The sequence below is a fragment of the Methylobacterium sp. Ger2507 genome (assembly GCF_055231875.1).
Window position 1 is genome coordinate 4,306,165 of the sequence record NZ_JBUYVC010000001.1, and the last position, 19,478, is coordinate 4,325,642.

At 68.0% G+C, this 19,478-nt stretch carries 15 protein-coding genes and 1 tRNA gene; 6 read left to right on the forward strand and 10 right to left on the reverse strand.

Annotated elements, in window-relative coordinates; genetic code table 11:
• Nucleotides 1–284: 284 nt before the first annotated feature.
• Genes ACV7NL_RS19955 through ACV7NL_RS19965 form a run of 3 tightly spaced genes read left to right on the forward strand, consistent with a single transcriptional unit; the run spans nucleotide 285 to nucleotide 4,915 of the window.
• Nucleotides 285–2,678, forward strand: a complete 2,394-nt coding sequence (locus ACV7NL_RS19955) for an ATP-binding protein (RefSeq protein ID WP_082503777.1) — start codon at nucleotides 285–287, stop codon at nucleotides 2,676–2,678.
• A 3-nt stretch (nucleotides 2,679–2,681) separates the two neighbouring features.
• Nucleotides 2,682–3,146, forward strand: a complete 465-nt coding sequence (locus tag ACV7NL_RS19960; RefSeq protein ID WP_056184535.1) for a response regulator — start codon at nucleotides 2,682–2,684, stop codon at nucleotides 3,144–3,146.
• On the forward strand, nucleotides 3,128–4,915 hold the full coding sequence (locus ACV7NL_RS19965) for a hybrid sensor histidine kinase/response regulator (RefSeq protein WP_082503776.1): 1,788 nt from the start codon (nucleotides 3,128–3,130) through the stop codon (nucleotides 4,913–4,915). Before ACV7NL_RS19960 ends, ACV7NL_RS19965 begins: the two co-directional genes overlap by 19 nt.
• 194 nt (nucleotides 4,916–5,109) lie before the next feature.
• Here ACV7NL_RS19965 and ACV7NL_RS19970 read toward each other — a convergent pair whose 3' ends face one another.
• The 8 genes from ACV7NL_RS19970 to ACV7NL_RS20005 all read right to left on the reverse strand — a co-directional run bounded on the left by ACV7NL_RS19970 (nucleotide 5,110) and on the right by ACV7NL_RS20005 (nucleotide 14,230).
• Nucleotides 5,110–6,708, reverse strand: coding sequence for a mechanosensitive ion channel family protein (locus ACV7NL_RS19970; protein ID WP_056481939.1), 1,599 nt, complete (start codon nucleotides 6,706–6,708; stop codon nucleotides 5,110–5,112).
• Nucleotides 6,709–6,724: 16 nt separating this feature from the next.
• Nucleotides 6,725–7,615 carry a Tll0287-like domain-containing protein gene (locus ACV7NL_RS19975; RefSeq protein ID WP_056481936.1) on the reverse strand — a complete coding sequence of 297 codons (891 nt, stop codon included), beginning with the start codon at nucleotides 7,613–7,615 and terminating at the stop codon, nucleotides 6,725–6,727.
• A 254-nt stretch (nucleotides 7,616–7,869) separates the two neighbouring features.
• Nucleotides 7,870–8,112 (reverse strand): hypothetical protein, encoded by a 243-nt coding sequence (locus ACV7NL_RS19980; protein ID WP_463356638.1) that lies wholly within the window; start codon nucleotides 8,110–8,112, stop codon nucleotides 7,870–7,872.
• An 83-nt stretch (nucleotides 8,113–8,195) separates the two neighbouring features.
• Nucleotides 8,196–9,101: an NmrA family NAD(P)-binding protein gene (locus ACV7NL_RS19985; RefSeq protein ID WP_463356639.1), complete on the reverse strand. Its 906-nt coding sequence runs from the start codon at nucleotides 9,099–9,101 to the stop codon at nucleotides 8,196–8,198.
• A gap of 158 nt (nucleotides 9,102–9,259) precedes the next feature.
• On the reverse strand, nucleotides 9,260–9,991 hold the full coding sequence (locus ACV7NL_RS19990; RefSeq protein WP_463356640.1) for an MIP/aquaporin family protein: 732 nt from the start codon (nucleotides 9,989–9,991) through the stop codon (nucleotides 9,260–9,262).
• 74 nt (nucleotides 9,992–10,065) lie between these two features.
• Nucleotides 10,066–11,571 (reverse strand): glycerol kinase GlpK, encoded by a 1,506-nt coding sequence (glpK, locus tag ACV7NL_RS19995; protein ID WP_463356641.1) that lies wholly within the window; start codon nucleotides 11,569–11,571, stop codon nucleotides 10,066–10,068.
• A gap of 213 nt (nucleotides 11,572–11,784) precedes the next feature.
• Nucleotides 11,785–13,317: a glycerol-3-phosphate dehydrogenase gene (glpD, locus tag ACV7NL_RS20000; RefSeq protein ID WP_463356642.1), complete on the reverse strand. Its 1,533-nt coding sequence runs from the start codon at nucleotides 13,315–13,317 to the stop codon at nucleotides 11,785–11,787.
• A gap of 85 nt (nucleotides 13,318–13,402) precedes the next feature.
• On the reverse strand, nucleotides 13,403–14,230 hold the full coding sequence (locus ACV7NL_RS20005; protein ID WP_463356643.1) for a DeoR/GlpR family DNA-binding transcription regulator: 828 nt from the start codon (nucleotides 14,228–14,230) through the stop codon (nucleotides 13,403–13,405).
• 393 nt (nucleotides 14,231–14,623) lie between these two features.
• Here ACV7NL_RS20005 and ACV7NL_RS20010 point away from each other — a divergent pair, with 393 nt between their 5' ends.
• On the forward strand, nucleotides 14,624–15,778 hold the full coding sequence (locus tag ACV7NL_RS20010) for an MFS transporter (protein ID WP_463356644.1): 1,155 nt from the start codon (nucleotides 14,624–14,626) through the stop codon (nucleotides 15,776–15,778).
• A 139-nt stretch (nucleotides 15,779–15,917) separates the two neighbouring features.
• Here the strand turns inward: ACV7NL_RS20010 and ACV7NL_RS20015 are convergent, their stop codons facing one another.
• Complete coding sequence (locus ACV7NL_RS20015) at nucleotides 15,918–16,712, reverse strand: ABC transporter permease (protein WP_463356645.1); 795 nt, start codon at nucleotides 16,710–16,712, stop codon at nucleotides 15,918–15,920.
• A gap of 320 nt (nucleotides 16,713–17,032) precedes the next feature.
• Nucleotides 17,033–17,109, reverse strand: a tRNA-Arg gene (locus tag ACV7NL_RS20020).
• A 220-nt stretch (nucleotides 17,110–17,329) separates the two neighbouring features.
• Here ACV7NL_RS20020 and ACV7NL_RS20025 point away from each other — a divergent pair.
• The gene (locus tag ACV7NL_RS20025) at nucleotides 17,330–18,910 is read left to right on the forward strand and encodes an integrase arm-type DNA-binding domain-containing protein (protein ID WP_463356646.1); all 1,581 of its coding nucleotides are present in this window, start codon (nucleotides 17,330–17,332) and stop codon (nucleotides 18,908–18,910) included.
• A gap of 230 nt (nucleotides 18,911–19,140) precedes the next feature.
• Nucleotides 19,141–19,419, forward strand: coding sequence for a hypothetical protein (locus ACV7NL_RS20030; RefSeq protein ID WP_463356647.1), 279 nt, complete (start codon nucleotides 19,141–19,143; stop codon nucleotides 19,417–19,419).
• The last annotated feature ends 59 nt before the right edge of the window (nucleotides 19,420–19,478 follow it).

Sequence of the window (19,478 nt, forward strand, 5' to 3'; positions counted from 1 at the left end):
GGTTCCTGCCTTCTGTGCGGGGAAGCTAGAGCGATCCGGTCCGATGTCGACCGCTGGCGCAGGCCTCCCGGTCGCCGGGGGCCGGGCCCGCCGATGAGGCGGGGGGAGCGAGGCCCTGCGGATCGTGGTTCGTACGGCTCACGGATAGGCCGGATTACGCGATGCGACGGATCGCGCAATGTTATGTACCCGACACAACGGAGTGCGTTGCGCCTGCCGGCCGATCCGCGTAGGCACCGCATTCCGGGTCGGCACGGCGGGGCTGTCAGCAGGGAGCGAATGTCTTGAGCCTGACCTTAGAATCGCCACCGGCCGAGGCCCTGACGGCCTGCGACCGAGAGCCGATTCACCGGCTCGGGACGATCCAGCCTCACGGGTTCCTCATCGCTTTCCGGATTGCCGACGGTCGGATCGTCGAGGCGAGCGCCAATGTGCCGGGCGGGATCGAACGGGTGCTCGGACGCCGCTTCGCCGAAGTCTTCCCGAGCCTGGACGGGCTTCTGCCGCGGGATTTTGGCGAGAGCGCGCGCGACGGCGCGCAATATCTGCGCACCGTGACGCTGGAAACACCCGAAGGTCTCGGGGCCTACGATCTCGCGGTTCATTGTCCGGGCGATTTGGGTTCGGGCGATCCTGCTGCGGGCGATCCTGCTGCGAGCGATCTTGCCGTCCTCGAATTCGAGGCGGTCCCGAACGCGCTCGCCTCCGAGCACAGCCTGGACGCGCTCTATCCGCGCCTCAGCCGCTTCGTCGAGGGCCTGCACGAGGCCGCCTCGGTGGCGGAGCTGTGCGATCTCGTGGCGGTCGACATCCGCCACATCACGGGCTTCGACCGAACCCTGGTCTACCGGTTCGATCGCGACTGGCACGGTACCGTCATCGCCGAGGACGGGAACGGCGCCCTGCCCTCCTATCTCGACCTGCGCTTCCCCGCGACCGACATTCCGGCCCAGGCGCGGGAACTCTACCGTCGCAATCGCCTGCGGATCATCCCGGATGCGGGCTATCGGCCGGTGCCGATCCTGCGGGAGGCCGCGCTCGCCGACGCTGAGCCCCTCGACCTCAGCCAGTCGATCCTGCGCAGCGTCTCGCCGGTGCATGTCGAATATATGCGCAACATGGGCACGATGGCCTCGATGTCGGTGTCGATCCTGGTCGACGGTGCGCTCTGGGGCCTGATCTCCTGCCACAATCGCGAGGCCCGCCGGGTGCCTCTTCAGGCCCGCAACGCCTGCGACTTCCTCACCCGCATCTTCGCGCTGCAGCTCGCCGCCAAGGAGCGCGGTGCCGAGGCCGAGCAGCGCCTGCGGCTGGGGGCGATCCAGGCCCAGCTGCTGGGCTATATGGCGGAGGAGGAGAACTTCGTCGACGGCCTGCTGCAGCATCCCGACGACGTGCTGGCCCTGGCCGGCGCCTCCGGAGCGGCGGTGATCACCTCCGACAGCTGCCGGCTGATTGGGGCGACCCCGCAGGAACCCGAGGTTCGGGCGATCTACCAGTGGTTGTCCAGCGGCCCCGGCGGTGCGGATCTCGTCGTCACCGACTTCCTCGGCGAGGCCTATCCTCCGGCGCGGGCCTTCGCCGCGCGGGCAAGCGGCCTCCTGGCGATCTCGATCTCGCAGAAATACGCCAGCTACGTGTTGTGGTTCAGGCCGGAGGTGGTGCGCACCGTCAAGTGGGGCGGTGATCCCACCAAGGCGGCGGTGCCTGATCCGGCCGGTGGGCCGCAGCGCCTGCACCCGCGCAAATCCTTCGAGACCTGGAAAGAGACGCTGCAGGGCCGCTCCCTGCCCTGGTCCCGTGCCGAGACCGACGCAGTGAAGGATCTTCGGACCTCCGTGCTCGGCATCGTGCTGCGCCGGGCGGAGGAACTCGCCTCCCTCAGCGAGGAACTGCAGCGCTCCAATAAGGAGCTGGAGGCGTTCTCCTACTCGGTCAGCCACGATCTGCGCGCGCCCTTCCGGCACATCGTCGGCTATTCGGAGCTGCTGCGCTCGCGCGAGGGCAGCCGCCTGTCCGAGAAGGGCCGGCACTACATCGACACCATCGTGGAGGCCGCTTTCTCGGCCGGCACCCTGGTGGACAACCTGTTGCGCTTCTCGCAGATGGGCCGCAACGCCCTGAACCCGGTCACGGGCGACCTCAATGCCCTGGTCGAAGAGGTTCGCCGCTCGACCCTGCGGGACGCCGGACCGGACCGGACCATCCATTGGACGGTGGGGCCGCTCGGCCGGGTCCATGCCGACCCGGTGATGCTGCGCCTCGTCATCGAGAATCTGCTTTCGAACGCCATCAAGTACACCCGGCACCGGGCCGAGGCGACGATCGAGATCGGGCGCCTCGAGGCGCCGACGACCGGCCTCGATCCGGAAGGCGCCCCCTCCGGTCAGGCGGTGTTCTTCGTCCGCGACAACGGCGTCGGGTTCGACATGGCCTATGTCGGCAAGCTGTTCGGCGTGTTCCAGCGCCTTCACCGGGTCGAAGAGTTCGAGGGGACTGGCATCGGCCTTGCCAACGTCCGCCGCATCGTCGAGCGCCACGGCGGCCGCACCTGGGCCGAGGGTGCGGTGGATGCTGGCGCGACTTTCTACTTCACCCTTCCGACACCGACTCCGGTCCCCAATCCGAATGCCGGGGGCAGGTCCCGTTCGCCGAGGAATTCGAGGGAAGCACGCTGAGCCATGGCGGACCTGAAGCCGATCCTCCTCGTCGAGGACAATCCCAACGACATCGAACTCACCCTCGCGGCGCTGGAGAAGAGCCAGCTCGCCAATGAGATCGTCATCTGTCGCGACGGTGCCGAGGCCCTGGATTTTCTGTACCGCCGCGGCGCCTACGAGATGCGGGACAGCCGTGATCCTGCGGTGGTGCTTCTCGACCTCAAGCTGCCGAAGGTGGACGGCCTGGAGGTCCTGGCCCAGGTCAAGGGCGATATCCGAACCCGCGCGATCCCGGTGGTGATGCTCACATCCTCGCGCGAGGAGACTGATCTGGTGCGGTCCTACGATCTCGGCGTGAACGCTTTCGTGGTCAAGCCTGTTGGGTTCACGGAATTCTTCGAGGCGATCCAGGATCTCGGCGTGTTCTGGGCGGTGCTGAACGAGCCGCCGCCGCACCGTGGAGGAGGATGGCCATCGAACACGTGACGCAGCGTGATCCGGATCGGGAGATGCAGGACGGCTTCGGATCGGAGCCGTTGAGAATCCTTCTCCTGGAAGACAGCGACCTCGACACGGAACTGCTCGGCGCGGTGCTCGACGATCTGGGCCACCCCTACGACCTCGACCGGGTGATGACCGCGGCCGACTTCACCACTGCGGCCGACCGGTGCGAGCACCACCTCATCCTGGCCGATTACGTGTTGCCGACCTTCGACGGCCTCAGCGCCCTGGCGATCGCCCGCGCCCGCTGCCCCGGAATCCCGTTCGTGTTCGTATCCGGGACGCTCGGTGAGGATGTCGCTGTGGAGGCCCTGAAGCGCGGGGCCACCGATTACGTCACCAAACAGCGCCTCGACCGCCTGCCCCGCACCATCATGCGGGCGCTCGCCGAGGCGCGCGCCTATGCCGAGCGTGAGCGCGCCCTGCGCGACCTGCGCCACCTCAACGAGACCCTGGAGGCGCGGGTCGAGGCCCGGACCAGCGAACTCGCGGCCAGCAATGCCGAGCTGCATCGCCAGATCGTCGAGCGCGAGCGGGTCGAGGAAGCCCTGCGGCAGGCCCAACGCCTGGAGGCGGTCGGGCAGCTCACCAGCGGCGTTGCCCACGACTTCAACAATCTCCTCACGGTGATCTCCGGCAACATCGCCTTCCTGGAGCGGGTGGTGAACGACGAGCGCTCGCAGCGCCGCCTGACGATGATGCGCGGAGCCGCCGACCGGGGCGCTCGCCTCACCGCCCAGCTCCTCGCCTTCTCGCGGCGGCAGCGTCTCGAGCCGACGCCGGTGGAGCTGAACCAGACCGTCTCCTCCATGCGCGACCTGCTTCAGAGCTCGATCGGCGGGGCGGTACGGATCGAGATGACGCTGCAATCCGACCTGTGGTCGGCCCTCGTCGATGCGACGCAGATCGAACTCGTGATCCTGAATCTCGCGATCAACGCCCGCGATGCCATGGCGGTGGGCGGTTGCCTCACCATCGAGACCGCCAATGTCAGCCTGACCCCGGCTCCGACCCGCGCCGAGGAGCCGGCCCCCGGCGAGTACGTGATGCTGGCGGTGAGCGACACCGGCACCGGCATCGCCCCCGAGGTCCTGGCCCGAGTCTTCGAGCCGTTCTTCACCACAAAGGCGGTCGACAAGGGCTCGGGCCTCGGCCTCGCTCAGGTCTACGGCTTCGTCAAGCAGTCCGGCGGCGGCGTCCGCATCGACACTCGGCTTGGCGAGGGAACGTCCGTCCGGGTCTACCTTCCGCGTGCCGAGGGCGGGTCCGACGCCGCCGAGAGTCCGGCTCCGGGGATCGACTGCGCCGCGCAGCGCAGCGCAGGGGACCGGCCCGTGGTGCTGGTGGTCGACGACGACAGCGCGGTCCGCGAGGTCACCACCACCATCCTGTTCGAGGCCGGCTATCAGGTCCGCGAGGCGGGCTCCGGCCTCGCCGCCCTCGCCTCCCTGGAGGGGGATCCCTGCGTCGACCTGATCGTGCTCGACTTCGCCATGCCGGGCATGAACGGCGCCGAGGCGGCCTGCGAGATCCGGCGGCGCTGGCCGCACCTTCCGGTGATGTTCGTGACCGGCTACGCCGACACCACCGCCCTGATGCAGGCGGGCGAGGTCGGCGCCGACCGCATCGTCCAGAAGCCGTTCCAGGACGGCGAACTCCACCGCAAGGCGGCGGCGATCCTGGCCGGCAGGCCCGCCCCGGCGGCCCTGCGGCTCGTCTCGAGCCGCAACTCGGCCCGAAAGCCCATCCGGTAAGTCATCAGGCGCGTTCAAGCCTTCGGACGAGAATCATGACGGCTGCGGCGTAGAGGAATGCTTGAGCCGAGGCTGGGGTCGCTTCGAGGGCCGTCTCTCCGCCCGCGTATCTGCCGCGTATCGAAGATGGGACCACGGCGCGCGCGGCTCTTCGTGCCCACAATTTCCGCTCCGCGCACCCAGATCCGCGAGGTTCAGTGGATGTCCACCCTCGTCAGTGCATCGCCCTGCGACGCCGGGGCGTTCGCCGGCATCCCGTCCGGCGGGGCGATGCCGGGATCGATGGGCCGGCGCGCGAGATCGACATCGTGCGCGGCGAGATCGACATCGTGCGCGGCAAGATCGGCGTCGTGGGCGGCGAGATCGGCTGGTGTGATCACCGCGCGGTCGATGGCCTCGCCCAGGGCGGCGGCCGAGAGGTGCAGGATCTCGCAGCGACGGTTGCTCACGATCCGACCGTTGCCGGGCGTCGACGGCGCGAGCAGGCGCGCGAAGCCGATGCCGGCGCCGGGTTCGAGCCGGCGGGAGGTGTGGCGCGGCGCCTCGGCCAGGAAGACCTCTCGGTCGGGTTCGTCCTGGATATGGCTCGCCAGGGCGAGGTGCAGCAGGCGCGGGTCGTCGGTCCGCGTGGCATAGCCGTGCGCCAGGGCGTAAGCGTAAGGCCCGAGATGACGGGCGGCGCGCTCCCCGATGACGGCGAGGGGCGCTGCGGCCATCTGGACGGTGCCGTGCTCGTCCGGCCCGTCATCCAGCAGACGGGCGAGCTGAGCGCGTTCCGCGTCGAGGCGCGCCTCGCGTTCCTCGCGCGCCGAGCCGCGCAGGAGGAGGGCCGCGCCGCCTCCCAGGGCGATCTCTTCGCTGGGACCGTAGCTCCGGCGTTCGCCGAAGGGCAACAGGCGGGCGACGAGATCCTGGGCGAGGCGCGGCAAGGGGGCGACGAGGCGCCCGTCGTCCCGAGGCGGAACGCCCCAGCCCGCCATCGCAATGCCCTTGCGGGATAGGGCATACCAGAGGCGGACCTGCAGGTTCGAGGCGATGTTGCTCCGCTCCAGGCATTCCAGCGTGTAGTAGCGGGCGCCGTAGCGCAGGAAGCCGCGTTCCGGATCGGGACCCACCAGGACCGCCGAGGGCGGAAACTCCAGGTGGATCTTCGGCACACCGCTGCGGAGCACATCCTCGGTCACGGCCAGCACATCCATCGGCGGGACGTGGGAGCGGACCGCGAAGAAGACCGTGTGTCGGGACGGCTGCCCACCGGGGACGATCTCCACGGCATCCGTCGTCAGCCCGTTATTGGGCAGGACGATGCGGGTGTTGTTGCTCGTCCTGAGGAACACCGAGCGCCACTTGAGTGCGACGACCTCGCCCTCGATCGGGCCCTTGAAGATGTAGTCGCCGACCCGGAGCTGGCGTTCGAGTTCGAGAGAGAGCCCGGTGAAGAGGTTGCCAAGGGTCGCCTGGAGAGCCAGGCCGAGGATCAGGGTGACGACGGCCGAGGTCGCCAGCAGACTGGTGACGTTGAGACCCAGGGCGTAATGCAGCCATCCCAGCGCGGTCGCTGCATAGATCACCATGGCCAGCATGGTGTGCAGCCGGTCGGAATGACTCCCCAGACGCGCGCGCGCGGCGAGCAGGCGCAGGAGCGCCCGTTCGAGCAGCCGGGCCAAGGCGAGGGCGCTGAGACCCGTCGCGAGGGCGGGCAGGAGAGTCTTGGCGAGGCCGTCGTCGGGCGCCACCGTGAAGTCGAGCAGCCAGACGAGGGCCGCCAGCGCGATGAAGACGAGGGTGGACATGGGGCCGCCGGTTCCGTCAGGCGTCGGAGCGCGGGCGCGACGAGCGCGTCGCCGCGTCGAGGCTGGTCTTCAGCCGCGTGATGGAGCGTTCGAGATCGTGGAACTGCCCGTCGAGCTCCCGGCCGCGCCGCTGCGGCGCCGGCCCCAGGTTCAGGCTGACCGATTGGGCCACGCCGGTGATGGTCTCCAGCGGCCCCGTCACGTAGTGGCGCAGCAGCAGCAGGAAGATGGCCGTCGTCAGGACGAAGACGCAGACGAGGGACCCCACCGTGGTCAGGACCCCGTTGAGGGCGCGCGTCACGATCGGGCTCTTGGGGACCTCGACGAGCTGGATGCCGATCACATCCCCGAGTTGCCAGTTGAAGCCGTTGCCCGCCCCGTACTTGGCGACCATGGCGGCCGGTGCCGCCTCGGGGGTGGAGTGGCATTCCAGGCAGGCCGGGTCGGTCAGCCGCAGGGGCCGGCTCACATAGAAGCGTTTGACGGTCGCGGTCCCGGTCTCTCCCGAGAGCTCCGTCCGGGCCGGGTTCTCCTGGAACGCCCGGAACAGGCCGACCTCCCAATCGGCCGCGCGGTCGGCCGTGTTGGTCGGATTGAGCGACCGCTCGTGATAGCTGTAATCCGGAAATTCCTTCTGGAGCCCGGCCAGGGTCTTCTGCGCGCCGTAGGACGGCACCGATTGCGGATGGAAATGGACTTTGTCGTCGAGTTGCTTGATCAGCGGCGCCACCTCCTGCGCCGTGTAGCGGCGCACGGACAGGGCGATGGTGAGGAGAACGCTGGCCTTCTCCTGCATCTCCTCCTGCGCCTGGCGGAACTCGAGGGTGAAGGAGATGTAGCCCGCGATGCCCACGCCCAGGGCGAAGCAGAAGGCGAGGATCAGACCGAATCGAGCCTCGATGCGCATGCAAGCCCTGTTCAAAAAACGGCCCCGGGCCTGCGCGGCCACAACCGGGCCGGCGCCACACGGGGCCTTCGACACTGTGATTGCGCATCGAGCCTGTGCCGATGCCGCCTGGACGCGCCGGGAGAGCGACGCTGCAACATCCAATCACGTCATGTCGGATTAATGAACCCGGCCGGCCGAGATCCAGTAAAATTCAGTCTCGTGTGTCCGGCGCACCATGGTCAGCCGACACGGGATCGTGTCGTTCGCTGATGTTAAGTGAGGTTTTGAGGTTGGGCGGTCACGTGTCGCGCGATGGCTTCTTTCAGGATTGCGGCTTGCGAAGCAATGGTGTTTTGCTTGGCAAAAAAGTCGAAGTCTTCGAAAATAATATTTCGAAACATGCCGGCGTTCATCCGGTAAGTCGTCAGGCGCGTCCAAGCTTTCGGACAAGGATTATGACGGCCGCGGCATGGAAGGCCTTGGCGGGGAATGGAAAACTCCGACGTGACAGGCACGACATCGGTCCGGTGTCATCCCGGCCCCTCGAACCCGCACCACCCCTGATCGGACGGGCTCCGAAGGGCCGACGCGAGGCCGATCAGAGACCCTGGGCCAGCACCGTGCGGGCGTCGGTCCAGGACACCGTCCCGTAGCGACCGTTGTCGAGCGGCGCCAGCTTGCCCCGCCCGCTCGCCATGTCGCGCAGGTACTGCATGCCCTGCCAGGCCGGAAAGACGGCGTCGCTTGCCGGGGTCAGAGCGCGCACCACGCGGATCAGCAGCCCGAGCCGACCGAGTCCCCCGGCCCGCCACAGCCCGAAGGGTCTGCCGGTCAGGTCGGACATGGTCGCGGCCAGTTCGCGGGCCGTCACCACGTCTCCGGCGATGCGCAGGAAGCGCGGCGCTGCGGGGTCGAGGGCGGCCGACGCGGTGTAGCGCGCGACGTCGTCCTTCGTGGTGAAGTCGAAGAGCTGGTCGGCATCGCCCCAGTACAGGACCTTGCGCGGCCGTTGCAGCACGATCGGGGCGTCCCCCGTCAGCAGGTCCGCGAAGGCCCCGTTGAGGATCGAGGTCGCACGGATCGGGGTTCGGTCGACCCGCGCCATGAAGGCGCGGCGCAGGTCGAGGTTGCGATTGTCGCCGGGCTGGGTGCCGGTGAAGTCGAGGGAGAAATCCGACGGAATAAAGCGCGGCACCCCGGCCGCCACCGCCGCGTCGAGCAGGCGCCCCTGGGCGTCGAGGATGACCGGCTCCAGGCCGTTGAGGGCGGAGACGACGCAGTCCGCGCCGCGACAGGCCGCTACGAGGGCGGCCGCATCCGCGTAGTCGACCGAGACCGCCGTCACGCCGGGCACGGGGGCCGTGGAGCCGCTCCGCACCAGCGCCCGGACCTGGACGCCGCGGGCCAAAAGGGCCGTTGCGATACGGCCGCCGAGATCGCCTCCGATCCCCGCGAGGGCGACGGTCTGCGCGTCGGCGGGGAGGTGTGACGGTGTGGAGATCATGGACGGCCGTAATGCTCCATCGGCGAAACCCGTTCCTGGCACGAGCCGGGACGCCGCTGCGCCTCAAGGTAGGGGCGGCGCCAGAAAATCCAGGCCGGTCAAGGAATCCAGGCCGTTCCGGAGATCCAGGCCATCCCGGAAATCCAGCCCGTCCCGCCTCAGAACCCGATCGCCAGCACGACCAGGGCGGCGAGCGTCGCCCCGATGGCCGGACCGGCGACGGGGATGAGCGCGTAACCCCAATCCGAGTCGCCCTTGCCGGCGATGGGCAGGATCGCGTGGGCGAGACGGGGACCGAGGTCGCGTGCCGGATTGATCGCGTAGCCCGTGGTTCCTCCGAGCGACAGGCCGATGCCCCACACCACCATACCGATCAGGTAGGGCGCGAGCCCCGTCGGAATGGAGCCCGCCGCGCCCACGCTTCGCGACAGCAGGGCGCCGACGATGAGGATCAGCAGGAAGGTCCCGACGATCTCGCTCACCCAGTTCGCGATGGGGTGGCGAATGGCAGGGTCGGTGCAGAAGCAGGCCCGCTTCGCGCCCTGATCCGCGGTGACGGCCCAATGCGGCAGGTAGTGCAGCCAGACCACGGTGGCCCCCAGGAAGGCGCCGATCATCTGGGCCGGCACGTAGGTGACGAGCGTGTCCCAGCGGCCCGAGGTGATGGCGGCCGCGAGGGTGACGGCCGGGTTGATGTGGGCATCCGGGCTGCCCGCTGCGGTCGCGACGAAGATGCCGGCCAGCACGGCGAAGGCCCATCCGGCGGTGATGGCGATCCAGCCGGCACCCAACGCTTTCGAGCCGCGCAGGAGCGCGCCCGCCACCACCCCGTTGCCGAGGATGATCAGCACCATCGTGCCCAAGAGTTCGCCCAGGAATGGCGACGTCATGGCGTGTCCTCCGACGTGGTCTGTAAGGGAATCCGTGAGCGCGCGATCGCGCGGGCCTGCCTGCGGCGCCCGCCTCAATCGTCCTGCATGTCCCAGTCGAAGGCGCGCTTCACCGCCCGCTTCCAGGTCGCGGTGATGCGCCGGCGCTGGGCCGCCTCCATGTTGGGCTCCCATCGGCGGTCGACGCCCCAATTGCGGACGAGGTCGTCGGTGCTCTTCCAGTAGCCGGTGGCGAGGCCGGCGGCGTAGGCGGCCCCCAGGGCCGTGGTCTCGGCCACCTTCGGGCGGACCACCGGCACGTCGAGGATATCGGCCTGGAACTGCATCAGGGTGACGTTGGCGACCATGCCGCCATCCGAGCGCAACTCGCGTACGGGAATGCCCGAATCCGTTTCCATCGCCTGCAGCACCTCATGGGTCTGGAAAGCGGTGGCCTCCAGGCAGGCGCGGGCGATGTGGCCGCGATTGGCATAGCGGGTCAGGCCGATGATCAGCCCGCGGGCGCCCTCGTTCCAGTGCGGGGCGTAGAGGCCGGAGAAAGCGGGCACGAAGTACACGCCGCCATTGTCCTCCACGGTGGTGGCCAGGCGCTCCACCTCGGCGCTGTCCTGGATCATGTGCAGGTTGTCGCGCAGCCACTGCACCAGGGCGCCGGTGATCGCGATCGAGCCTTCGAGCGCGTAGACCGCCGGCTGTCCGTCGAGCTTGTAGCCGAGGGTGGTGACGAGGCCGCAGGTGGAGGGCACGGGTTTTTCGCCGGTGTTCATCAGGGCGAAGCAGCCGGTGCCGTAGGTGTTCTTGGCCTCGCCGGGCTGGAAGCAGGTCTGGCCGAACAGGGCCGCCTGCTGGTCGCCCAGGATGCCGGCGATCGGCACGCCCGTGAAGGGCACGCGGGTCTCGCCATAGACCTGGGACGAGGAGACGATGTCGGGCAGCATCGCCCGCGGGATGGCGAAGGTCGCCAGCATGCCGTCGTCCCAGGCCAGGGTCTCGAGGGACATAAGCTGGGTCCGGCTGGCATTGGTCACGTCGGTGACGTGAAGGCCGCCCTCGGGGCCGCCGGTCAGGTTCCACACGAGCCAGGTGTCGATGTTGCCGAACAGGACGTCCCCGGCTTCGGCCTTCTCCCGCGCGCCGTCCACGTGATCGAGGAGCCAGCGCAGCTTCAGGCCGGAGAAGTAGCTCGCCAGCGGCAGGCCGGTCAGCGCCCGGAAGCGGTCGGGTCCGCCGTCCCTGGCGAACTCGGTGACCAGCCGGTCGTTCCGGGTGTCTTGCCAGACCAGGGCGTTGTGCAGCGGTTCGCCGGTGCGCCGGTCCCAGATCAGCGTGGTCTCGCGCTGGTTGGTGATGCCGATCGAGAGCAGATCCTTCGGCGTCAGGCCGGCCGCGTCGAGGGCGTCACGCATCACGTCCTGCGTGTTGCGCCAGATTTCGAGCGGATCGTGCTCGACATGGCCGGGCCTCGGATAGAGCTGTGCGTGTTCCCGCTGCTTGCAGACGATGAGGCGTCCTTCCCGGTCGAAGACGATGAAGCGACTGCTGGTGGTGCCCTGGTCGATGGCGCCGACATACTGGGTCATGGCTGTCTTCCTCCCTCGGACGGGTGCGCGCTCGTGTCCCGGGCCGGTCTTCAGGCCGGCTTCCGGACGGCAGCGGGTGGTTCTGTTCGTGCTGCTCCGGGTCTTCCGTCCCGGTATTTTTGGTTTCCTGGTGCCTTGGGTTTCCTGGTGTCTTGGGTTTCCCGGTACCTTTGGTTTCGATGTCTCTGCGGTTCCGACGTGTCGAAGGCCGTCTCAGGCCGCCTCGGCCCGGCGGCTCAAGTAGGCGGTGAGACGTGCGGCGCTGTCCGGGCCGGTGCGCAGACCGAGCTTCGAGCGCCGCCACAGGATGTCCTCGGCGGTTCGCACCCACTCGACTCGGACGAGATAGTCGACCTCCGCCGCCGTCAGACCGCCGTCGAAGGCTTCCCCGAGATCCGCAAGGCTGCGCGCGCCCTTGACGATGGAGCGCGCCTCGGTGCCGTAGGCCCGGGCAAGGCGCCTGGCGGTCTCGGTCGGCAGGAACGGGGCCTCGCGGGAGAACGCCGCCAGGAAGGTGTCGAAATCGGCCTCCTGCATCCCCCCGCCCGGCAGGATGGCATCCCCGGTCCAGGGCCGTTTCAGGTTCGGGAAATGCGGTGCGATCTTCTCGATGGCGTGCTCCGCCAGGCGCCGATAGGTTGTGATCTTGCCGCCGAAGACCGAGAGCGCGGGGGCCTGCCCGCCCGAATCGTCGAGGTCCAGCACGTAGTCGCGGGTCACCGCCGAGGCGTTGGCTGCCGCATCGTCGTAGAGCGGGCGCACGCCGGAATAGCTCCACACCACATCCCCGGGACCGATGGATGTCGTGAACGAACGGTTGATGCAGTCGCACAGATAGCGCGTCTCTTCGTCGGAGATCGCCACCGGTCCGGGCTCTTTCTCGTAGGGAACGTCCGTGGTGCCGATCAGCGTGAAGTCGCGCTCATAGGGAATTGCGAAGATGATGCGCTTATCGGGTTGCTGCAGGATGTAGGCCTGATCGCCCTCGTAGAGCTTGCGCACCACGATGTGGCTGCCCTTGATCAACCGGACCGCCGCGCGGCTGTTGACGCCCAGCGTCGTGCCCAGGGTCTCGCTGACCCAGGGACCGGCGGCGTTGACGACGGCCCTGGCCCGAAGGGTCTCGGTCTGTCCGGAAGCCTCGTCGCGCAGCGTCGCCGTCCAGGTACCGTCGATGCGTCGGGCCGTTTCGACGCCGGTGCGGGTGCGGATCTCGGCGCCCCGCGCTCGGGCATCCATGGCATTGAGCACGACGAGGCGGCTGTCCTCGACCCAGCAGTCGGAATAAACGAAGCCTTTGCTCAGCCGATCCTGCAACGGGGCGCCCAGGGGCGATGTTCGCAATCGAACCATCGTCGACCCCGGCAGCGTCCGCAGGCGGGCGAGGTGGTCGTACAGGAACAGGCCGACCCGCAGCATCCAGGCCGGACGCAGCCCTTCGTCGTGCGGCAGCACGAAACGCAGCGGCCAGATGATGTGGGGCGCCAGGCGCAGCAGGCGCTCCCGCTCGGCCAGGGCTTCGCGCACCAGGCGGAACTCGTAATATTCGAGGTAGCGCAGGCCGCCATGGATCAGTTTCGTACTGGAAGACGACGTGAATTCAGCCAGATCCCCCCGTTCGCAGACCAGGACCGACAAACCGCGCCCTGCGGCGTCGCGGGCGATACCGGTGCCGTTGATGCCCCCCCCGATGACGAGCAGATCGTAGGGGACCCCCGGCCCCCGTACGTTCGAAACTGTCGTCATGGTTCTCCTCCGACTCGCGTCTGTTGCTCGAGTCGGAAGAATATTGCTTTGCGCCGTGATTTTCGCAAGCGAAAACTGACGTTCGTTACGGTTCGTCCGCTCCCGCCACGGCCAGCGTCACGCCGTGGCGCTCCATCAGGGCGATGATTTCGGGCGGCGGCAACTGGTCGGTGAAGAGGGTGTCGATCTGTTCGAGGCGGCCCACCTCCACCATGGGACGACGGCTGAACTTGGTGTGATCCGCCACCAGGAAGGTCTGGCGGGCATGCTGCAGGATGGTCTGGGTCGCCCGCACCTCCTCGTAATCGTAATCGAGGAGCGCCCCGTCGGCGTCGATGCCGCTGATGCCGATCACCGCGACATCGACCCGGAACTGGCTGAGGGTGTCGCAGGTGAGCTGGCCCAGCACCGCCCCGTCGCGGTTGCGCATGGTGCCGCCCGCCACGACGATGCGAAAGGCGGTGGTCGCCGCCAGGCCGATGGCCACGTTGAGGTTGTTGGTGATGATGCTGAGGTCGTCGTGCTGCGCCAGTTCCCGTGCCACGGCCTCGGTGGTGGTGCCGATGTTGAGGAAGACCGAGCAGTGCGAGGGGATCCGGCCTGCGGCGAGCCGGCCGATTCGTGCCTTCTCGGACAACAGAGTGGTGCGCCGGTCGGCGTAGTCGATGTTCTCGACGCTGGACGGAAGGCCGCCGCCGCCGCGGTAGCGTTCCAGCCGGCCCGCGGCGCTGAGCTCGTTGAGATCGCGCCGGATGGTCTGGACCGTGACGGCGAACTGGCTCGCCAGGGCCTCGATCGTCATGAAGCCGCGTTGGTGGATGGCCGCCACGATCGCGGCGCGGCGGCTCTCCACGGCCGATGTCTCGGTGCTTGTTCTTCGCTCCGGGCCACCCCGCTCGGTCAGACGGTTCATGGAGCCTCCGGTCGCAATCCTGGGATACCAAGTTACACAGCTATGTTCGCAAACGAAACCGGCTGTCGGCCTGGACCGCGTCATGGCTGCGATCCGGTTCCAAGCCGAAATACTGGCGCTGTCCAACGACCAAATTCCGAACGCGAGCGATGTCGTCGGCCCGGGACTTGGCCCTCATCCGGAGGCCAGCGCGGGGCTTGACGGCGCATTTGCGACCCCGCTGGCCGCTCGTCTATGCAGGCCGAGGGCGTCACCCTCGATCCGAGGCGGCCCTGTCCGTTTCCGTCCAATCTCTTCCTCTCACGAAACACTCCTCATGAGCGGCCACAGCGCGTGACGTCCGGAACTGCAGAACCGCGCCCTGCACCGCGCGCGCCGACGCTGGCCGGAAACATGGCGCTGGGCTTCACCCAGATCGTCCTGTGGGGCGGGTCCTTCTTCTTGATGGCGGTGGTGGCCGACCCCATCGTGGGCTCGACCGGCTGGCCTCAAGGCGTGGTGGTGAGCGCCCTGTCCCTGGCAATCCTGGTCTCGGGGCTGTGTTCGCCCTGGGTCGGGCGGAGGATCCGCCGGCACGGCGGTCGCCCGGTGCTGATCGCCGGCACCCTGACCCTCGCGCTCGGGCAGGTGGGCCTCGCCCTCGCGCCCAACCTGCCGGCCTTCCTGCTCGCCTGGGTGGTCATCGGCCTTGGCATGGCCGGTGCCCTCTACGATCCGCTCTTTGCCGCGATCGGGCAGGCCTATGGCGCAGCGGCGCGGAGCGCGATGACCCAGATCGCGATCGCGTCCGGCTTTGCCATCACCTTATGCTGGCCCGCAACGAGCTTTCTCGTCGATGCGCTCGGTTGGCGCCTGACCTGTGTCGTCTACGCCGCGCTGGCGGTCGTCCTGGTGGTGCCGCTCTTCGCCTTTGCCCTGCCGGCCGGGACCCGGACCGAGCCCTCGCCGCCCGCCGCGAATGCTGCTCCGGGCAAGCCGGCAGCCCCCTGTCGCTTGCCGGGCGAGCGCATCCTCGCCGTCACCTTCACCAGCGCGGCGGTGATCATGACGGCGGTCTCGGTGCAGTTGCTCCTCCTGCTTCAGGCGAAGGGCCTGACGGCCGGCACCGCCGTTGCGCTCAGCACGCTGATCGGACCCGCGCAGGTGGGCGCCCGCATCCTCGAACTCGTGTTCGGACGACGGGCCCATCCCGCCTGGGCCCTGCTGGTGTCAAGCGGATGTGTCGGCCTCGGGCTCCTGCTTCTGGCCGTTGCGCCCGCCTTGGCATGGCTCGCGATCGTGCTCTACGGCGCAGGCAACGGCATGCGCACCGTCGTGCGCGGCACCCTGCCCCTGTCGCTCTACGGTCAGCGCGACTACGCCGCGGTGATGGGCCGTCTGGCGCGGATGCCGCTTCTGGGACAAGCGGCGACGCCGCTGGTCTGCGGCACCCTCTCCGCCTGGTTCGGACTCGATCTCCTGCTGAAGATTCTGCTGGCGATCGCCACGCTGAACATCCTCCTGTCTCTGATCGTCGCCCGCCGCACCCTCGGCGCCCAGGTCCGATAGGCGGTGAAATCCGATAGGCGGTGAAGTCCGAAAGGCGGTGGAGGTTGCGCGCGTCGGGCTTGGAAGGCCTGGCCGTGCGATTTAGGCGCAACGGCGGATGCTCAGCCGCACCATGATCCGTTTGCAGAAACGGGCCGAATTACTGGAATCGACGGACGACGGTGCGTTCCATGAGCAAGCCCAGGCAGAGAGATCCCGAACCCCAAGCCATGACGTAGAAATAATCGACCGTGATTCCGAGCGAGGGATTGTAGGCGAGTCGGACCCACTCGATGATCTGGACCACCGGATTCCATTTGAGAATTTCATAGATCTCGTTCGGAAGCATATGCGGTAAGAAAAACACGCCGGAGTTCATGTATATCGAAATGGTGAATACAATATATCCCCATAGCCATCCAGGGAAGAATGACATGATGCCGATGTTGATGGCACCCATGCCAAGTCCCAGGAGAAGGGCCATGAGATAGCCTTCGATCGCCCGGGCCGGATCTTCCGGTATGGGGTCAACGCCTAGCAGCAAAAGTATCCCGATGATGATCAGCAAGCCCTGGAAGCCTTTTACGGTTTCAACAATGAACCGTGCGATCATAATGTCGAAGGATTTTACCTGTGGGTAGTACATCAACGGTTTATTGACGAGAATTGCCTTCATCGCTTCGCGCGACGTGTACTGAAAAACTAGAGCTGGAACGGCGCCGGTCGCAACGAACAGGATCGGGTTGTTTCCCATCGGGGATGGCATGTTGCGGAACAACATGACAGCAACCATCAGAAAGATGTGCGCCACGGGCCATAGAACGACGACGACGTAGCCCCAGTAGGACGCGCCGAACCGCGTGCGCATGTCGCGTAGCATCAGGGCGCGAATGACCTCCGCGTACACCGCCAGATCGCTCCGTTTGGTGGAGATGGGTGAGGTCGGTGGCAGCATGTCCGGTCCTGATTGGCGTGCATTGAACAGCATAGCTAGGCACTTGGACCAAATTGTGGGTCAGGCACGAAGGCTGACGGCACCTCTGAAGGTCCATGACGCCCGATAAGGGCGGGAGCATGCGGTGTCACGGCGCCGTTCGCCTGGCTTGAGGCATGCCGACTGGATTTTGTTATACACAGCTCGGCCGTAGGGAATCCGCCCATCGGATGATCGGCTTCGGTCGCGAGCCGCCGTGCCGCAACCTCCGGCCAATCTGCGGAGAACAGGCATCGCGGGTTTCGGATCTGGGGACGAGCCGGACATCGCAGATCAGGGGATGGCGACCCCGGTTGGGCTCGAACCAACGACCTGCCGCTTAGAAGGCGGCTGCTCTATCCAGCTGAGCTACGGAGTCATGCGCCAAAACCCTCGTAACACCCCCCTATCGGCCTGTCATCAACAGACTCTCGCCATTGCGCTTTCCCCTCTGCGGAGGGCCTGAAAACAGTCTCCCCGAAGGGGATTTGGGTACCCCCGCGCCGGGGTACGCAATCGGCATCGGGGGGTGGGTAGCGAGGACCCGGTTTGCTACGGGTTTGCTATTCGCTAGAGCAAACGCTCCAGCGGAGCGCGCCATGCCACGGAAAGCCGAAACACTCACCTCGAAGGGCATCGAGTCCCTGATCAAGGACGCCCGGGACACCGGGGCCGCAGCCCGGGACGTCACGGACGGCGGATGCCCCGGTCTCACGCTGCGCCTCACCCCGACGGCGGCCGCGTGGTCTATCCGGTTCCGGTACGCGGACAAGCCGCTGCGCATCGTCCTCGGCGACGCCAAGGTCTGGACCCTGGCGCAGGCCCGGTCGGTCGCCGGCGACGTCCGGCGCCACGTCGAGGCCGGACACGGCATCCCTGCCGAGGAGTGGATCGAGCTCAAGCGCACCGCCTTCACGGCCAAGGGGGACGTCGAGGTCCCGGCGTTCATGCCGCGCGACAAGGGCCCGTTGACCTGGACGCTGGCCGAGGCCCGGGACGAGTGGGGCGCCTGGCTCCGGCGCGAGGCGGAGGCGAAGTTGCTCCGGCCGGCGACCGTCCGGAACTATCTCGGTGTCATGGGCGGCCCGGCCATGCGCACCCTGGACGCGCGATTCGTATCCCGCATCACGCCCGCCGACGTCGCCGCCGTCGTGGAGCTCCTGGTGGCCGAGGGGAAGCGGTCGACCGCCCGGGACATCGTCCGCGTATCGAAGCGCTGCTGGGCCTGGATGGGCGATGCCGGCCGGATGCAGCGGTCGGGCGTGACCGGCACGGCGATGGACGGGCTCCGGGCGCCGAAGATGGGCTCGAAGCCGAAGCGCCGGTATCCGCGCCTGCCGGCCGTCGCCCGCATGCTCGCGGTCGCGCAACACGGCGTCCTGTCGGACTCGGTCGGCGCCGCCATCGAGCTCCTCATCTATACCGCCCAGCGCCGCCTGTCGGTCGTGCGGGCCCGTGTCGACGAGTTCGAGCCGTGGCCCGAGCGGGAGGGATGGGGCGTGTGGTGGGAGGGACACCGCAAGATCGCCCAGGGCGAGCCGACCGAGGACGACCCGCGCCACGGTTCGCATGCCCTCCCCCTCCCGCCCCAGGTCTGGAGGAGGGTTCAGACGTACCTGGCGTTCTCGCGCGAGGAGGCCGAGTTGCGGGGCGTCGCCAGGTCGGAGTGGATGTTCCCGGCGGTACGACCGCGGCGGAACGGGCAGCCCGGGCCCGGGCACATGTCGGCCGACACGCTGACGCACGCCGTAGCCGCAATGCCCGAGGTCGAGGCATCACCCCACGACGTTCGGCGCGCCTTCGCGACGGTCTGCCAGCGCGACTTAGGCATTCCCACGCACGCCGTCGGGATGGTTTTGGACCACGCCAACTCGGATCTCCTGGAGGTCCGCGACGACTCCGGCATGACCCGGAGATACACGCTCGACCAAATGCTCGCCCTAAAGGCCCCGGCGATGGAGGCGTGGCAGCAGGCCGTGTGGGCGGAGAGGCTCAAGCTGATCCTCCCCGACGAGCTCACCCTCAAGGCGGCCCTCGTCGAGAAGAACCTGAAGCAGCGCGGCGTGAAGGATCTCGCGGCCGAGAGCGAGCGCCGCCGACTGGCCTCGGCTAAGGCCTACGCGGAGGGGCGCACGTGGCGTCAGCGGCGCCGACCAGCCGGGGCGGCGAACGTCGCTTGAGCCCGCCTGTCACGGCCGAGGGCCCGCGCGAGATCGGCCGGACGCTCGGCTCGAATGACGCCCCGGCCGCCGCGTCGGATCTCCGCAACGTCCTGCTCCATGGACCGCCATAGGGCATCCCGCTCTTCGCCCGCTGCCGCGAATGTGATGTCGTCGAGTCCGTGCATTGACCGCCTCCCCATGAGGAACAGATAGGGAACAGCGCGGGCGGGTCAACGGGCAAGGACGGGATGCGCGAACCACAGACGCTGGCCGAATTCCCCTACCGGCGGGTCAAGGTGACCTGCCGGTGGTGCCCTCACCGGCGGGGCGATTACGGCACCGAGCGGTTGATTGAGCGCCTCAGTCCAAGGGGCAGCCTCGACGCGCTGCTGATGGCCATCGCCCGGTCATGCCCACGCCCGAAACCGTGGGGGAAGCATGGACCCAGCCAGTACGTGCCCTGGTGCCGTGCGGTCTACGATGACCTTGCCCATGACCGGCCGCCAGACCGGACGCCGCCGGGGTGAGGGGCACGTCGTATCTCCAACCCGTACGATTGGGAGTGGATTGTGCCCCTAGGCCATTC

What these genes read in the sequence shown, in the direction of transcription:
- ACV7NL_RS20005 (WP_463356643.1), bottom strand. Translation starts at nt 14,230, where the DNA reads ATGAACCGTCTGACCGAGCGGGGTGGCCCGGAGCGAAGAACAAGCACC.
- ACV7NL_RS20010 (WP_463356644.1), top strand. Translation starts at nt 14,624, where the DNA reads ATGGCGCTGGGCTTCACCCAGATCGTCCTGTGGGGCGGGTCCTTCTTC.
- ACV7NL_RS20025 (WP_463356646.1), top strand. Translation starts at nt 17,330, where the DNA reads ATGCCACGGAAAGCCGAAACACTCACCTCGAAGGGCATCGAGTCCCTG.
- ACV7NL_RS19975 (WP_056481936.1), bottom strand. Translation starts at nt 7,615, where the DNA reads ATGCGCATCGAGGCTCGATTCGGTCTGATCCTCGCCTTCTGCTTCGCC.
- ACV7NL_RS19970 (WP_056481939.1), bottom strand. Translation starts at nt 6,708, where the DNA reads ATGTCCACCCTCGTCTTCATCGCGCTGGCGGCCCTCGTCTGGCTGCTC.
- ACV7NL_RS19960 (WP_056184535.1), top strand. Translation starts at nt 2,682, where the DNA reads ATGGCGGACCTGAAGCCGATCCTCCTCGTCGAGGACAATCCCAACGAC.
- ACV7NL_RS20015 (WP_463356645.1), bottom strand. Translation starts at nt 16,712, where the DNA reads ATGCTGCCACCGACCTCACCCATCTCCACCAAACGGAGCGATCTGGCG.
- ACV7NL_RS19965 (WP_082503776.1), top strand. Translation starts at nt 3,128, where the DNA reads ATGGCCATCGAACACGTGACGCAGCGTGATCCGGATCGGGAGATGCAG.
- ACV7NL_RS19985 (WP_463356639.1), bottom strand. Translation starts at nt 9,101, where the DNA reads ATGATCTCCACACCGTCACACCTCCCCGCCGACGCGCAGACCGTCGCC.
- ACV7NL_RS19990 (WP_463356640.1), bottom strand. Translation starts at nt 9,991, where the DNA reads ATGACGTCGCCATTCCTGGGCGAACTCTTGGGCACGATGGTGCTGATC.
- glpK (WP_463356641.1), bottom strand. Translation starts at nt 11,571, where the DNA reads ATGACCCAGTATGTCGGCGCCATCGACCAGGGCACCACCAGCAGTCGC.
- glpD (WP_463356642.1), bottom strand. Translation starts at nt 13,317, where the DNA reads ATGACGACAGTTTCGAACGTACGGGGGCCGGGGGTCCCCTACGATCTG.
- ACV7NL_RS20030 (WP_463356647.1), top strand. Translation starts at nt 19,141, where the DNA reads ATGCGCGAACCACAGACGCTGGCCGAATTCCCCTACCGGCGGGTCAAG.